We start from the raw sequence: 14,229 nt of genomic DNA, 5'->3' as shown, positions 1-14,229 counted from the left end.
GCCGAGCCGCCTATTTCGCTGTGGGCGCCGCCCACATATTCGACAGCAGTTGATGACTGGGTGTGTCGGCGAGCGACTGCATCGATTCGTAGATCCGCTGGTAACTGGTCGACGCGATGCGCCAGCTGCCGTCGGCGTCGAGCCGGTAGCTGTCGGTGTAATACCCGGCACCGCGGATCAGCACGTTGTAGTCGGTGGCGATCACCGTGTCCTCGAAAGCCCATGAGCCGGTGGCGGTGTCGCCGTCCACGGTGATCTCGGGATGGTTCGCGATATGGACCGTGACGACCGCGGGTCCGAGGTTCTCCCGCATGAACGCGGTGATGGCGTCGCGGCCGTCCAGGGTGAGCGGTTCGCCGAGCGCGTGCGTGCCGTAGCGTCCGGCGGCGTCGACCGCGAGGGTGTCGCCGAACGCGTCCCACTGTTTGAGGTCGAGCGTCCGGAAGTATCGGTACTTGAGCTGACGGACGGCTTCGATGGCGGCGAGATCCATCCGACCAGCGTGGCATGCCACCGCTCAGTAAACAATAACCTGTTCTAATTTGCTCCGTGACGGCCCGAATGTGTTCCGAGCCGACCGTTGGGTACTCGACTGATCGAGGCATGTCGCAGCCAGTACATGTGCTCACCGCACCGAAAGTCTCGTCACGATCGGGAGTCCGCAGTGAACGACAGCCCTGTTACCACGCCCAACCCGCACGATCCGTCTCTCGATCAGGCGGTCGCCCTGCATGCGGCCGCGCTCCGGCTGGAGGAGGAATTCAACGGCCTCATCGACGACCAGGCCATCGAGCAGTTCCTTCGCTCGGCCTATGAGCACGTCGCCGACCATGCCACCATCGACAACTTCCTCCCGCTGCTCGCCGAGCGCTACACCCGAGAGTGGTTGTCCGCCATGGTCGAGGAGCAGAGCAGCCGCGCCTAGCTGTCAAGATTCGCTCCCGGCTACCGAGAAGATCCGTAGTGCTCTCCGTAGTTTCCGGGATGTCACTGCGCGCCCGCCGAGGCACTGTGATGGGGCACACAAAGGAGTGCGCCGGAAACGTACATGCCTATTAGAAATACTTCTAAGCTCTAGGCGAGCACACAGTGGAGGTGAGCCATGGCGGTCGAGGCGGTGACCCCTCCCGAATCCGGAGAGTTGTGGGCGGGATCGGCTCCGGTGCCGGCTCGGTCCCAGCCACCGGTCTCCATGATCGAGCGAATGACGTTGATACTGGACGCTTTCGACGGTGCGACGCCGACGCTCACCCTGCTGGGGCTGTCCGAACGCACCGGCCTGCCCCGCTCGACGGTGCATCGCATCCTGGATCAGCTGATCCGGCTGCGCTGGCTCGCGCACGCCCCAGGCGGCTACCGGCTCGGCATGCGCACGCTCGAACTGGGCGGACTTGCCGCTGACCACAACGAGATTCGCGACGTGGTGAGCCCGCTGCTGCACGACCTCTGCCAACGCACCGGCATGGTCGGACACCTCGGTGTGCTGGACGGTCGCGAGGTGCTCTACCTGGACAAGGCGGGCGGCCGGTTCGCCGCCAGCATCCCGACGCGCCTCGGCGGCCGGATGCCCGCGCACAGCACCGCGCTGGGCAAGGCGCTGCTCGCGTCCCTCGAACCGAGCATCGTCGAGACCTCGTTCCGGGATCATCTACCGCAGCTGACGGCCCGAACCATTTGCGACAGAGCCGAATTGCATCGTGAACTCGCCCGCGTCCGGCAGCGGCAGGGCGTCGCGGTGGACAACGAGGAGTCGGTGGCGGGCATCGCCTGTGTGGCCGTCCCGCTCCGCGGGCGCGGAGCCGCGGTGGCCGCCCTGTCGTTGTCCGGCCAAATCGGCGGCGAGCGAACAGTTCTGGATACCGCCCGGCTGGCTCGGGTGCTGGTCGAGGTCGCGCACGAGGCCGGCCGTTCGCTCTTCCCGCGGCACGCCCGCTGGCGCTGAGCCTGCGCTCAGTGCGGGATCGCGTCGATGATGGCGCGCGCGCCTTGCCGCAGCAGATCCGCGCCGACGAAGAAACCGAGCGCCTGCGGGTCTTCCGGGACACCCCACTGGCGGGAGTCCAGCCACTGGGCGCCGTCCGGGCTGAACACCTTGCCGTGCAAGGTCAGTCGGCCGGTGCGGTCGGTGGTGGCGTAGCCGGCGATGGGGGAGTTGCAGTGCCCTTGCAGGGCGTGCAGCATGGCGCGTTCGGCATCGGCCTGCCGGTGCGTGTCCGGGTCGTCCAGGCGGGCGCCGAGTTCGAGCAGTTCGGTGTCGGTGGTCCGGCACTCCAGCGCGATGATGCCCGCGCCGATCGGCGGGCACATGGTCTCGAGATCGAGGGTCTCGGTGATCCGATGGGCCTGCTCGACGCGATGCAGCCCGGAGACGGCCGCGATCAGCACATCCACGTGCCCCTCTTCGAGCCGGGCCAGCCGGGTATTCACGTTGCCGCGCAACGGTTTCACCGTCAGGTGCGGATAGTGCAGGAGCAGCTGCGCGGTCCGGCGCACCGAGCTGGTGCCGACCACGGTGCCCTCGGGCTGCTCGGCGAGCGGTGCGCCGTTACCGGTGATCACCGCGTCGTGCACGTCGTCGCGCGCCAGATACCCGGCGAACGCCAGCCCCTCGGGCACCGGGATATCGCCGGGAATGTCCTTGAGGCAGTGCACCGCGAGATCGGCCTCGTCCACCAGCAGCGCGTGGTCGATCTCCTTGACGAAGGCGCCCTTACCGCCGAGCTTGGACAGATCACCCATCCACCGATCCCCGGCGGTAGTGACCTTGACCAGCTCACTGTCCACCCCGAGCCCCGCAAGCAACCCGGCAACCTGCTCCGCCTGAGCCACCGCCATCGGACTGGACCGAGTAGCGATCCGAATAATGCGCGCACGCGACATGCCGAGCACCCTACTCCACCCCCAACCCACCCTCCGCCGCGCAGCCGCACACTTTCTGATTTCCCGCACAAGGAATCGCATGCGATTCGGTATGCGTGAAATCAGAAAGTGTGCGGCCGGATCGGGGACGCCGGGGGTGGGGCGAGCATGCTGCGCCAGCCCCCGAAATGTGCCTGAGCGATATAGTTCTACTGGTGACCGACGCGCAGGCTGTTTCGGCGAAAGCCGAGGTACCCGACCTTCCCACGACCAGCTGGGCCGTGCTCGGAATGCTCTCGCATACGGACGAACTATCCGGTTACGACCTGAAGAAGTGGGCCGACGGCAGCTTGCAGTTCTTCTACTGGAGCCCGTCGTTCAGTCAGATCTACGCCGAGCTGAAGCGGCTGGAGAAGTACGGCTACGCGACCTCGCGCACGGTGCTGCAGGAGGACGGCGTGCGCGGCAAGCGCATGTATGCCATCACCGCGAACGGCCGTGCGGCAGCGGCACATTGGGTGAATCACGCGTCGGTGGAGGCGCCGGTGCTCAAGCACAGCGTGATGCTGCGCGCCTGGCTGGGTCACCTGGCGGAGCCGGAGCGGCTGCGCGAAATCCTCACCGAGCACATCGGTTACGCCGACCGGATGCGGGGGCTGGCCGAGGCGGACGCGGCGGGCGCGGGGGAGGATCCGGCCCAGCCCTATCCGGCGGCCGTATTGCGCTGGTGCGTGCGCCATTACGAGGCCGAGGCCGAATTCGGCCGGGAACTGCTCGCCGATGTCGACAAGATCGCCACCAAGGCCGTGCCGAAAGCGAAGCGCCGCGCCTCCTGACCGGATGATTTCCGGTGGGCTGCTGGAGTGTCCAGCAGGATGCTGGGCGTTTGCCCCATGCTTGCTGAAGCGTCAGTCTTTCACTGCGGAGAATTTTCGTTCCCCGTATGGGCGGGCCGTCCGACTGCTTTCCTGATGGACGTCAGGATGGACAGTCCGTGAAGGAGCGCAGCGAGCGAACCATCTTGCAGCGCGTCCGGCGCGTGACGCAGCCGAGCGCTCGCGAGGCAGTCACGTGCAGGTGAACCGTAGTCGGGGAGCGATGCACCGGATACCTATCAATCAACGACACGTCCGTTCGGGGTGGCTGTGGTCGGCGATCGGTTTGGTCGCGATCGCGGGTGCGGCGGTCTGGCTGACCCGCCCCGACCCGCTGCACTGTGAGACGCCGAGCGCGCTCGCCCAGTCGTCGACCGCGCGAATGCCGGTGGACAACAGCGGTTTCACGCCGATCACCGCCCCCGTGACGAACCCGCAGCCGGTGGTCGCCGGTGAGGCGCGGTTCTACTCGTTCAGCCAGGGCGTCTCGTGCTCGTTCGCCGGTCTGCCGCTGGACGGCTTCTATGCGGGGATGTCGACGCCGGAATTCGGCAGAGCCGATCCGTGCGGTGCGTACCTCGACATCCAGGGCCCGCGCGGCGACGTGCGCGCGCTCATCGTCGACCGTTGCCCGGCATGTGCTCCGGGACAACTGGATCTGAGCGTCGCCGCCTTCGCTCAGCTCGCCGACCTGTCCGACGGGGTGGTGCCGATCCGCTACAACGTGGTGCACAACCCGGAGCCGCCGCCGGAACTGTCCTATCAGGTGAAACCGGATTCCAGCAGCGCCTGGTTCGCCATGCTGGTCAGCGGGGCCGGAAACCCGTTGCAGGACATCGCTATTCGGCATGTACTCGGCGGCGACTGGCGGCCCCTCACCCGCGGCATGGACAACTACTGGACCATCTCCGGGGCCGGGGCAGGCCCCTTCGTCGCGCGGGTCACCGACGTGCACGGCAACCAGGCCGAGATCTACGACATCGACCTGGAGCCGGGCGTGCATCCGACCGGCACCCGGCTCTACAGCGGGACGCCGCCGGTCGCCGCGCCGGTGACCACGCCACCGCCGATCACCTCGCCGACCACGCTGGCCGCCGCGCCGCCACCGTCGTCGAGCCTGGTCTCGGCGGCCTGCCGGCCCTAGACGCCGCTTTCGACTGGGCCTAGCCGAGTTTCGCGGCCAGGGCCTTACCCGCGGCCCGCCCGGAGAAGATGCACCCGCCGAGGAAGGTGCCCTCCAGCGCGTTGTATCCGTGCACCCCGCCGCCGCCGAACCCGGCCACCTCACCCGCCGCGTACAGGCCGGGGAATGCGGTGCCGTCCTGGCGCATCACCTGCGAATCGAGGTTGGTTTGCAAGCCGCCCAGCGTTTTCCGCGTGATGATGTTGAGCCGGACCGCGATGAGCGGGCCTGCCGCCGGGTCGAGGATCCGGTGCGGCTTGGCGACCCGGCTCACCTTGTCGCCGAGGTACTGGCGCGCGTTGGTGATCGCCATCACCTGGCTGTCCTTGGTGTACTTGTTCGCCACTTCCCGGTCCCTGGCGACGATCTGGCCTTCCAGCGCGTCGTAGTCGAGCTGGGGGCCGCGCGCGATCTTGTTCATCCCGGTGACCAGCTCGCGCAGGTTGTCCGCGACCACGAAGTCGACGCCGTGCTGCTTGAACGCCTCCACCGGCCCCGGCGCGCCCTTGGCGAGGCGGCTCTTGAGCGTGAATTTCCAGTCCTTGCCGGTGATGTCGGGGTTCTGCTCCGAACCCGACAGCGCGAACTCCTTCTCGATGATCGACTGGGTGAGCACGAACCAGGAGTAGTCGTAGCCGGTGGCCAGGATCGCCTTCATTGTGCTGATGGTGTCGAAGCCCGGGAAACACGGTGCGGGCAAACGTGTTCCGTTCGCGTCGAACCACAGCGAGGACGGCCCGGGAATGATCCGGATGCCGTGGTCGGGCCAGATCGAATCCCAGTTCTTGATGCCCTCGGTGTAGTGCCACATCCGATCCCGGTTGACCAGGGCGCCGCCCGCGGACTCGGTGATGGCGAGCATCCGCCCGTCCACATACGCGGGCACGCCGGAGATCATCGTCTCCGGGCACTTGCCGAGCCGTTCGGTGGGCCAGTTGCGCCGGATCATCTCGTGGTTGTGCCCGATGCCGCCGGAGGTGACGATCACCGCCTTCGCCCGGAACTCGAACTCGCCGACCACCTCTCGCGACGAGGCCTTACCGCGGTCGAGGTCGGTCTCCGCCAGGACGCTGCCGCGCACGCCGACCGCGGCACCGTCCTCGATGATCAGTTCATCGACCCGGTGCCGGAAACTGAAGCCGACCAACCCTTTTCGTTCCCCTTCGAGGACCGGCTCGGCGAACACCCGCACCACCTCCGGCCCGGTGCCCCAGGTGAGGTGGAAGCGCGGCACCGAATTGCCGTGCCCGTCGGCGAAACTCCCGCCGCGCTCGGCCCACCCGACCACCGGGGTGATCCGCAGCCCGAGCTCGTGCAGATAGTCGCGCTTCTCGGTGGCCGCGAACCGCACATAGGCCTGCGCCCACTGCTTGCCCCAGAAGTCCTCGTCGTCGCGGTCGAAACCGGCCGAGCCGAGCCAATCCTGCAGCGCCAAGTCGTAGGAGTCCTTGATGCCGAGTCGCCGCTGCTCCGGGGTGTCCACCATGAACAGCCCGCCGAGCGACCAGAATGCTTGCCCGCCGAGGTTGTTGCGGTTCTCCTGGTCGAGCACGTGCACCTTGCGGCCCGCCTTGACCAGCTCGTGCGTCGCGACCAGGCCGGCCAGCCCGGCGCCGACGACGATGACATCTGCCTCGGTGGCGAATGCGGAATCGGTCATGTTCATCCTTCGGTCTCGGTGCTGTAGGCCAGCACGACGTGGTAGAAGAGGTCGGTGCGCCTGCGTCGGACGACGCGGCTACGTGGTTCCATCAGCACCTGCACGCTGGTGCCGTCGTGCACCGCGACGAGAGCCTGGCCCAGGGCTTCCGGGTCGGGCACGGTGCGGCCGATCTTGGCCAAGCCCGCGACGACGGTCGGCATCAGCGCGCCGACGATCGCCTCTTCGCGCGCGGCCATCACTCGCCGCAGCTCGGGATTGCGTAGCGCATGCGTGGTGAACTCCGCGGTGATGCGATACCAGCCCTCGTCGATCGGTACCGCCCGCTCCAACTGCTCGATCGACGTGCGGACATCGGTGCCGCCGACCGGGATATCGTCGAGCAGGCGTTGCACGTCGGCGAGCATGGCGGCCGAGCGCTGCTCCCACATGGCCAGGAACAACTCGTCGAGCGAGCCGAAGTTCGAGTAGAAGGCGCCGCGGGTGAATCCGGCGCGCTCGCAGACGCGTTCCACGGTGGCCTTGCCGAAGCCTTCCTCGGCGAAGGCTTCGTAGGCGGCGGTGAGCAACCGCTCCCTGGTCTCGGCGCGGCGGCGGGTGACGCGGGTCGCCGAGGTTCTCGCGTCGGTGGACGACAACGGGCACCTCCTGGGGCGGGACCGGTGCGAACCGGCCGAATGGATACAGAAATGTATTCAATACATAAATGTATCAGATTCGGCGCTGTGACGTGGTGAAATCGGACGAGTAGCGTGATCGCTACTCGATACGACCGTGCATCCTGGTGACAAAGGAGAGATCGGTATGAACGAGGTCGACCGGCCCGCATCCATGACCGGCTGGCGCGTGCGACGCCCCGGGCCTATCGACGAGGCACCGTTGGAGCAGGTGCGGGAGCCGGTGCCCGAACCCGCCGCCGACGAGTTACTCGTGCGCGTGCTGGCGTGCGGTGTGTGCCGGACGGACCTGCACGTGGCCGAGGGCGACCTGCCGGTGCACCGGGTGGGGGTGGTACCCGGACACGAGGTGGTCGGGGAGGTGGTGGCCGTCGGACCCGGGGTCGGCGCGGTGGCCGAAGAGTCGCGGTTCACCCAGACCTTCGCCGTGGGCGATCGGGTCGGCATCGCCTGGCTGCGGCATACCTGCGGCGCCTGTAAGTACTGTCTGCGCGGCGCCGAAAACCTCTGCCCCCGTTCGACTTACACCGGCTGGGACGCCGACGGCGGCTACGCCGAATTCGCCACTGTGCCAGCCGATTACGCGCTGCTACTACCGGACGGCTACGCCGATACCGAACTGGCCCCGCTGCTGTGCGCGGGCATCATCGGTTACCGCGCGCTGGAACGGGCCGCGCTGCCACCCGGCGGCCGCCTCGGTCTCTACGGCTTCGGCGGCAGCGCGCATATCGCCGCCCAGGTGGCGCTGTCCCGCGGCGCGGAGCTGCACGTGATGACCCGCGACCCGGCCGCACGGGAGCTGGCCCTGGCGCTCGGCGCCGCCTCCGCGCAAGGTGCCGCGGATCTGCCTCCGGTGCAACTGGATTCGGCGATCATGTTCGCGCCGGTCGGCGGCCTGGTGCCGCCGGCGCTCGAGGCGCTGGATCGCGGCGGCATCCTCGCCATCGCGGGCATTCACCTCAGCGACATCCCGGCGCTGAATTACCAGCGGCACCTGTTCCAGGAGCGGGAAATTCGCTCGGTCACCGCCAACACCCGCGCGGATGCCCGCGAATTTCTCTCCCTCGCAGGCGAACACCGCATAGAAGTGACCACCCGTGGGTACTCCTTGGGAGCGGCAAATCAGGCCCTCGCCGACCTCGCGCACGGACGTTTCACGGGCGCAGCGGTTCTCGTGCCATAGAAAAAGCCGAGCAGGACACGATTCGGTTCTGAGTACGCATCGTTCGGGTTCTTTTGCTTGACGGCCCGCTCCGCCGTTCTTACCTTCGCAGATATAGCCGAGTGGCACTTGTCTATGACAAGTGTCACTCGGCTTCTCACAACGGCGTGAGCGGGTGATCACGATGGCAAACCGGAAGGTAATTCATTTCGAAAAGTGGCGGGTGGTGCAGGCATTCATTGTGCTACTGCTCGTCGCGGGATTCGGAACGACGACAGGATCGAGTGCGTGGGCGTCGCCCTGTACGGCGGTCGAGGTGGTGGTCGCACGAGGTACCGACGAACCCGGATATCTGGGTTCGGGGGTCGGCGATCCACTGTATGCCACGCTGCTGCAGACGCTTCCGGTGAGCTCCAGCGCGTACCGTGTCAATTATCCTGCGGACCTGCGGGATCCGACCTCGATCAGCCGGGGCACCCAGGACATGACCGCGCACATCATGTGGCAGTCCTCGATCTGCCCTGATCAGCGGTTCATCCTGGTCGGCTACTCGCAGGGCGCGGTGGTTACCCACGGCGTGCTCGGTACCGGCATCGTGACCGCGCTCGGTGGCATGCACACCCTCCCGTTCGACATGGAATGGCGGGTGGCGGCGGTGCTGCTGTTCGGTGATCCGGTCCGGCTGGTTGGCTGGAACGTGCCGGATCTGTACGGCTGGCGCACCGCGAACTACTGCACCGGTGGCGATCCGGTGTGCGGTGCCGGCTTCGACTTCGGCGCGCACGGCAACTACGGGTGGGCCATGTGGCCTGCCGCGGAGTTCGCCGCTTCGCGAGTCTGAGTCCTCCACCGGGGAATCCGCGGCGGGGCCGACCCGAGGGTCGGTCCCGCTGTCGGCTGTTCGCGCCAGGTGCGTCGGTACCACCGACGGCCGTTTGTTCGCCCTGCGCAGCAAATTCTCTGAAACACCGGTGGTCCTTTTCGATTCGGACACGCTGCGGCGAAATCCGGTGGAACGCGGGGAGTTCCGGTGGTGCGGCCCGGGGAACGCGTGATAGGAACAGCGAATGTCCGATGATTCCGACATCGCACAAGCCCGGGTCTTTCTGGACTTGCTCGCCGCACACGCCCGCACCCTCGCGCGCGCCATCAATACCGCCGAAAGGACATTCCAAACACAGCGACTGCGCGACCTACACGCGGAGCTGCACACAGTGCGCCACTGCATCGCCCGAATCCACTACCGCTACCCCCATATCACCCCACCGAACCGCGCCCGAATCTGAACACTTCCGCCCCGATCGCCCCCAATTTGCGAAATACCCGGGCGGTGGCGCGGGTTGTGAAAGGAAGGTGCACACCTTTTGGGTAAGCCGCACACCCGGTATAGGGGGTGTGCGGCTCGAACAAAAGGTGTGGAGTTCGTTGCGGGTCAGGGGGTTCGGCGCACGCCGCGGCGCCAGACCTCGGCGATCGCCGAGGTTGCGGTGATATCGGCGGTGGGGTCACCGTCGACCAGCAGCAGATCCGCGCGTAGGCCCGGGGCGATCCGGCCGCGGTCGGTGAGCCCGAAGTGCTTGGCGGGCAGGCTCGTTGCCGACGCGAGGGCCTGTTCGTTGCTCAGTCCCGCCGCGGTGAGGAGCACGAGTTCGCGGTGTAGATCGACACCGTGGGCGGGCACGAACGGCGTGGCGTCGGTGCCCGCGAGCAAGGGCACACCCGCTCGGTGCAGTGCGCGCGCGACCCCGGCCGCGCCGTCGGCCGTGCCGGGTATCACGCAGTCGGCGGCGGCCCCGGCATGCTGGGTGATCGCCTCGAAGTAGACGAGCGTGCTGACGACGAAAAGCTCTTGTGCGGCAACCTGTTCCACGAGCGCGTCGGAGGCGGGGCCGGTCTCCGTCCAGACATGGGCGAGGCCGTCGACCCCGGCCTCGACCGCGACGCGTACCTCCGCCGCGGTGAGCGCGTGCGCGATGGTGATCAGCCCCGCCTCGTGCGCGGCGGTGACCAGCGCGGCCACCGTGTCCGGCGACAGCACCGGAAGTTCGGTGCCGTGCACGCCACCGTCATCGATGACGATCTTGAGGTAGTCCGCGCCCTCGGCTTGCCGGGCCCGCACGAAATCAGCGGCCTGATCGGGGGACCGGATCATGTCGAACGGTTCCGCGCCGAGGGCGTCCATGCCAGGGGCGGACAGCAATTGGCTCGGATGACCGCCCGGCGCGGTGGCCAGGGTGCCCGCGCTGCGGAAGTCGGCCACATCGTCGCGCTCGGCGGCCAGCACGCGCTGTGCCGCGAGATTGGTGGGCAGACAGAACATGTCGAGTTCGGTGGTCACCCCGTGGGCCAGTGCCGTGCGCAGGTCGTCGCCGAAAATGTGGGTGTGCGCGTCGATCAGGCCGGGCAGCAGGGTCCGTCCCGCGCCATCGATGTCGGTATCCGCCGGGCCGCCGTCGTATGCGGCGATCTTGTCGTCGACAATCAATACGGTGGCACGGGATTCGGTCTGTTCGCCGTCGAACACACGGACGTCGTGGATCGCAGTGCGCATGGCAGCCTCCTGGTTTCGGGTCGGGCGGCAACGGTGCCGCGTACACACATCAGGAGGGCAGTGCAGGGCCGGAACGTAACGCGGGGGTGAGATGGATCACCCTCGGTCACCGAAAGTGTTATCGCGGTGGGCTTCCGGCGCTCTGATGATCGACCTGCCACCGACACAGGAGCCGTCCCATGATCGATCCGGACCGAACACGCACCGCTGCGGCGGCGGAGACCGACGCCGCGACAGCGGTGTTCCTGCGACACCGGGAACTGCTGTTCTCCGTCGTCTACAACATGCTCGGCAGCATCGCCGACACCGAGGACGTGCTCCAGGAGACCTGGCTGTCCTGGGCGCCGCGCGGCAGCGTGCCGATCGAGAACCCGCGTGCGTATCTGGTCCGCGTCGCGGTGAATCACGCACTCGGCAGACGGACCGCGATGAATCGGCGCCGGGAGACCTATGTCGGCCAATGGCTGCCCGAACCGGTGGTACACGAACCCGCGGGCGCCGAAAACGCGGTGATCGACGCCGAGTCGTTCTCCATGGCACTGCTGGTGGTCTTGGAATCACTCACACCGATCGAGCGCGCGGTGTTCGTCTTGAACGAGGTCTTCGCGTACTCGCACAGTGAGATCGCGGAGTTGGTCGACCGCAGCCCGACGGCAGTGCGGCAACTCGCCTACCGTGCGCGCCAGCACGTGCAGGCCCGTCGGCCGCGACAGCAGGCCGATGCGCGGCTGCGGAGAGCGGTGACCGAGCGGTTCGTGGCCGCCGCGATGGGTGGCGACCTGGCGGAGTTGCTCGCCGTGTTGGCGCCGGAGGTGACGTTGTGGACCGACGGCGGCAGCAGGGGGCCCGCGACCAGCCTGCGTCCGGTGCACGGCTGCGCGGCCGTCGCCGAACTCTTCCTGAACGTCGCCCGCGGCCTGCGCGCCGACTACCAGATCAGCTACCGCGCGGTCAGTGGCGACCCGTGCGCCGTCGTCTTCGACGGCTCCGGTCCGCTGGCCGTGGTCGTGCTGGATGTGCTGCCGGACAATACGATCGGCGGCATCTACTCGGTCACCAACCCGGACAAGCTCACCCACATCCGATAACGAGCGACGCCGTCGCCCTGACGGACGACGGCGTCGATCAGCTCGCGACTACCACTGCAGGCCGGGCACCACCCGGGCCACGCGCGCGGCCGGGCCGGGGAGTGCCATGAAGGGCATGAGGACCGGCGAGAGGACTTGCAGCGGGCTGCGTCCGGCATCGGCCTTCTTCGCCGCCGCCTTCTTCTTGCCCTGTGCCGCAGAGGATTCCCCGAAGAGGCGGAAACCCTGGTGCAGGATGGTCTGCTTCACCGACGGCATCAGTAGTTCGACGGCCTGGGCGAAGGTGCCGACCGGGGTGTCGATGCGGTGCGGGCGATCCTCGAGTGCGCGGACCACGATCGCGGCCGCCTGGTCGGGGTCCGGGACGGGCAGCGACTTGTAGAGGTCGGTGGGGGCGATCATCGGGGTGCGCACCAGCGGCATCCGCACCGAGGTGAAAGTGATTCCGGCATCCCGGTTTTCGACGGCCGCGATCTCGCTGAAGTTGTCCAGCGCCGACTTGCTCGCGACGTAGGCCGCGAACCGGGGCACCTTGGTCTGGACGGCGATCGAGGAGATGTTGACGATGTGGCCGAAGCGCCGGGCCCGCATGGCGGGCAGCAGCGCCAGGATCAGCCGGACCGCGCCGAAGTAGTTGACCGCCATCGTCCGCTCGAAATCGTGCATGCGGTCGGTGGAGTTCAGCACCGACCGGCGGATCGAGCGGCCCGCGTTGTTCACCAGGTAGTCGACGTGGCCGTGCTCGGTGAGCACGACCTGCACCAGCGTCGCGACCGCGTCGGCGTCGGTGATGTCGCACGGATAGTCATAGGCCACACCACCTTCCGCGCGCACGGAGTCGGCCGAGTCGGCCAGGTCGTCCTTGCCCCGGGCCACCATCAGGACGGTGGCACCGCGGCGCGCGACCGCGTGCGCGGTAGCCAGGCCGATGCCCGACGACGCACCGGTGATGAGCACGATCCGGCCGTTGAGCGGCTCGTTGGCCACGGCGGGCTGCCCGCGATGCGGGTCGAGGTTTTCCCGCCAGTACTGCCAGAGCCGGTCGGCATAGCCGGCGAAAGGTGGCACGGACAGCCCGGTGCCGCGCAGCTGCGCCCGAGTCGAATCCGAGATGAACTCCGCTGAGAAGGAGGTGTGCGGCGCGACGGCGGCCGGAATCCCCAACTGCTCCAACAGGAAATCGCGCACCGCGGGCACACCGGGCAGCTGGGAGAGCCCGCTGAGTGCGCGAGCGCTCAGCGGCACGACGCCGATACCGGACGGCGCACCTGCGGCTGCGGCCAGCGCGCTGTACACCTCGCTGAACGGCTGCGGCTCGGGGTTGACCAGGTGGAACGTGCGCCCGTCCAAGCCGGGCTTGCGCACCAGGGCGGCCATCGCGGCGGCCACGTAGTCGACCGGCACGATGTTGGTCGCGCCGAGGTCGGGCAGCGGCAGCGGCAGTTCCGAGGGCAGTGCGGCCAGCTTGGCGATGGCCGAGAAGAAGTAGTACGGGCCGTCGATCTTGTCCATCGCGCCGGTTCGCGAGTCGCCGACCACGATCGCGGGCCGGTACACCCGCCAGCGCACCCCGCGCGATTCGCGGACGAGTTTCTCCGCCGCGAACTTGGTCCGGTGATAGGGCGAGGTCAGTCGCTGGCCGAGGTCGAAATCCTCCTCGAAGAACTTCCCCTTGTGGTCGCCCGCCACCGCGACCGACGAAACATGATGCAGCACAGCGCCGGTCGCGCGGGCCAGGTCGAGCACCGACCGGGTGCCCGCGACATTGGCCGCGTGCGCGGTGTCCTCGTCGGCGGTCATGTCGTAGACGGCGCCGAGATGGATCAGGTGATCCGCCGCGGGCGCCTCCCTGGTGAGTCCGAGCCCCTCGGCGGTGAGATCGCCGACCAGCGAGAACACCCGCTCACCGCCGTTCCATCCGGTGGCGAGGTCGGCGAACTTCTGCAGCGACTCCTCGCGCACCAGCACGTGGATGACGGCCTCGGGGTCATTGTCCAGGAGTTCCTGAACGACCCGCCGTCCCAAGAATCCGGTACCGCCCGTCACGATGTAAGTAGCCATCGCCCTCTCCTGCTGTTCATTCGAACCGTTTTGTCGCACAAGTCATCCGGCATGCAACGGTGAATGCGGAGATTTTGGAAAGTAGGAACCCCTTCGTCCTGACTTATAGGAAA

At 67.6% G+C, this 14,229-nt stretch carries 14 protein-coding genes; 8 read left to right on the top strand and 6 right to left on the bottom strand.

Going from position 1 to position 14,229, the window contains the following annotated elements; genetic code table 11:
* Window positions 1-10: 10 nt before the first annotated feature.
* Complete coding sequence (locus IBX18_RS11505) at window positions 11-493, bottom strand: nuclear transport factor 2 family protein (RefSeq protein ID WP_194833657.1); 483 nt, start codon at window positions 491-493, stop codon at window positions 11-13.
* A 171-nt stretch (window positions 494-664) separates the two neighbouring features.
* Here IBX18_RS11505 and IBX18_RS11500 point away from each other — a divergent pair, with 171 nt between their 5' ends.
* Window positions 665-925 carry a three-helix bundle dimerization domain-containing protein gene (locus IBX18_RS11500; RefSeq protein WP_194833656.1) on the top strand — a complete coding sequence of 87 codons (261 nt, stop codon included), beginning with the start codon at window positions 665-667 and terminating at the stop codon, window positions 923-925.
* 177 nt (window positions 926-1,102) lie between these two features.
* Complete coding sequence (locus tag IBX18_RS11495) at window positions 1,103-1,942, top strand: IclR family transcriptional regulator (RefSeq protein WP_194833655.1); 840 nt, start codon at window positions 1,103-1,105, stop codon at window positions 1,940-1,942.
* A gap of 8 nt (window positions 1,943-1,950) precedes the next feature.
* Here the strand turns inward: IBX18_RS11495 and hemC are convergent, their stop codons facing one another.
* Window positions 1,951-2,880, bottom strand: a complete 930-nt coding sequence (gene hemC / locus IBX18_RS11490) for a hydroxymethylbilane synthase (RefSeq protein ID WP_194833654.1) — start codon at window positions 2,878-2,880, stop codon at window positions 1,951-1,953.
* 194 nt (window positions 2,881-3,074) lie between these two features.
* On the opposite strand from hemC, the gene IBX18_RS11485 reads away from it, so the two are divergent.
* Together IBX18_RS11485 and IBX18_RS11480 are read left to right on the top strand one after the other, a co-directional pair.
* Entirely contained in the window at window positions 3,075-3,695 is a 621-nt protein-coding gene (locus IBX18_RS11485; RefSeq protein ID WP_306796230.1) for a PadR family transcriptional regulator, read from the top strand.
* A 262-nt stretch (window positions 3,696-3,957) separates the two neighbouring features.
* Window positions 3,958-4,878: an expansin EXLX1 family cellulose-binding protein gene (locus tag IBX18_RS11480; protein WP_194833652.1), complete on the top strand. Its 921-nt coding sequence runs from the start codon at window positions 3,958-3,960 to the stop codon at window positions 4,876-4,878.
* Window positions 4,879-4,897: 19 nt separating this feature from the next.
* Here IBX18_RS11480 and IBX18_RS11475 read toward each other — a convergent pair whose 3' ends face one another.
* Window positions 4,898-6,583, bottom strand: a complete 1,686-nt coding sequence (locus IBX18_RS11475; RefSeq protein WP_194833651.1) for an FAD-binding dehydrogenase — start codon at window positions 6,581-6,583, stop codon at window positions 4,898-4,900.
* Window positions 6,580-7,215 carry a TetR/AcrR family transcriptional regulator gene (locus IBX18_RS11470; RefSeq protein WP_194833650.1) on the bottom strand — a complete coding sequence of 212 codons (636 nt, stop codon included), beginning with the start codon at window positions 7,213-7,215 and terminating at the stop codon, window positions 6,580-6,582. The genes IBX18_RS11475 and IBX18_RS11470 overlap by 4 nt, the downstream gene beginning before the upstream one ends.
* Window positions 7,216-7,408: 193 nt before the next feature.
* Between IBX18_RS11470 and IBX18_RS11465 the strand changes: the two genes are divergently transcribed.
* The 3 genes from IBX18_RS11465 to IBX18_RS11455 all read left to right on the top strand — a co-directional run bounded on the left by IBX18_RS11465 (window position 7,409) and on the right by IBX18_RS11455 (window position 9,702).
* Window positions 7,409-8,437, top strand: coding sequence for a zinc-binding alcohol dehydrogenase family protein (locus tag IBX18_RS11465; protein WP_194833771.1), 1,029 nt, complete (start codon window positions 7,409-7,411; stop codon window positions 8,435-8,437).
* A gap of 163 nt (window positions 8,438-8,600) precedes the next feature.
* Entirely contained in the window at window positions 8,601-9,257 is a 657-nt protein-coding gene (locus IBX18_RS11460; RefSeq protein ID WP_194833649.1) for a cutinase family protein, read from the top strand.
* A gap of 226 nt (window positions 9,258-9,483) precedes the next feature.
* Complete coding sequence (locus IBX18_RS11455; RefSeq protein WP_107656347.1) at window positions 9,484-9,702, top strand: hypothetical protein; 219 nt, start codon at window positions 9,484-9,486, stop codon at window positions 9,700-9,702.
* 146 nt (window positions 9,703-9,848) lie between these two features.
* Here IBX18_RS11455 and IBX18_RS11450 read toward each other — a convergent pair whose 3' ends face one another.
* Entirely contained in the window at window positions 9,849-10,967 is a 1,119-nt protein-coding gene (locus tag IBX18_RS11450) for an amidohydrolase family protein (RefSeq protein ID WP_194833648.1), read from the bottom strand.
* A gap of 179 nt (window positions 10,968-11,146) precedes the next feature.
* Between IBX18_RS11450 and sigJ the strand changes: the two genes are divergently transcribed.
* Window positions 11,147-12,055: an RNA polymerase sigma factor SigJ gene (gene sigJ, locus IBX18_RS11445; RefSeq protein WP_194833647.1), complete on the top strand. Its 909-nt coding sequence runs from the start codon at window positions 11,147-11,149 to the stop codon at window positions 12,053-12,055.
* Between the two features lie 48 nt (window positions 12,056-12,103).
* On the opposite strand, the gene IBX18_RS11440 is transcribed toward sigJ, so the two are convergent.
* Window positions 12,104-14,116 carry an SDR family oxidoreductase gene (locus IBX18_RS11440; RefSeq protein WP_194833646.1) on the bottom strand — a complete coding sequence of 671 codons (2,013 nt, stop codon included), beginning with the start codon at window positions 14,114-14,116 and terminating at the stop codon, window positions 12,104-12,106.
* Window positions 14,117-14,229: the final 113 nt, after the last annotated feature.

It is taken from the genome of Nocardia sp. XZ_19_369 (genome assembly GCF_015355715.1).
GTDB lineage: Bacteria > Actinomycetota > Actinomycetes > Mycobacteriales > Mycobacteriaceae > Nocardia.
This window is presented reverse-complemented; position numbering and strand designations above follow the sequence as displayed.

Bases quoted from the DNA above. Each gene is read 5' to 3' on its own strand.
- IBX18_RS11505 (WP_194833657.1), bottom strand. From the start codon at position 493: ATGGATCTCGCCGCCATCGAAGCCGTCCGTCAGCTCAAGTACCGATAC.
- IBX18_RS11495 (WP_194833655.1), top strand. From the start codon at position 1,103: ATGGCGGTCGAGGCGGTGACCCCTCCCGAATCCGGAGAGTTGTGGGCG.
- hemC (WP_194833654.1), bottom strand. From the start codon at position 2,880: ATGTCGCGTGCGCGCATTATTCGGATCGCTACTCGGTCCAGTCCGATG.
- IBX18_RS11480 (WP_194833652.1), top strand. From the start codon at position 3,958: ATGCACCGGATACCTATCAATCAACGACACGTCCGTTCGGGGTGGCTG.
- IBX18_RS11475 (WP_194833651.1), bottom strand. From the start codon at position 6,583: ATGAACATGACCGATTCCGCATTCGCCACCGAGGCAGATGTCATCGTC.
- IBX18_RS11465 (WP_194833771.1), top strand. From the start codon at position 7,409: ATGACCGGCTGGCGCGTGCGACGCCCCGGGCCTATCGACGAGGCACCG.
- IBX18_RS11460 (WP_194833649.1), top strand. From the start codon at position 8,601: ATGGCAAACCGGAAGGTAATTCATTTCGAAAAGTGGCGGGTGGTGCAG.
- IBX18_RS11455 (WP_107656347.1), top strand. From the start codon at position 9,484: ATGTCCGATGATTCCGACATCGCACAAGCCCGGGTCTTTCTGGACTTG.
- IBX18_RS11450 (WP_194833648.1), bottom strand. From the start codon at position 10,967: ATGCGCACTGCGATCCACGACGTCCGTGTGTTCGACGGCGAACAGACC.
- sigJ (WP_194833647.1), top strand. From the start codon at position 11,147: ATGATCGATCCGGACCGAACACGCACCGCTGCGGCGGCGGAGACCGAC.
- IBX18_RS11440 (WP_194833646.1), bottom strand. From the start codon at position 14,116: ATGGCTACTTACATCGTGACGGGCGGTACCGGATTCTTGGGACGGCGG.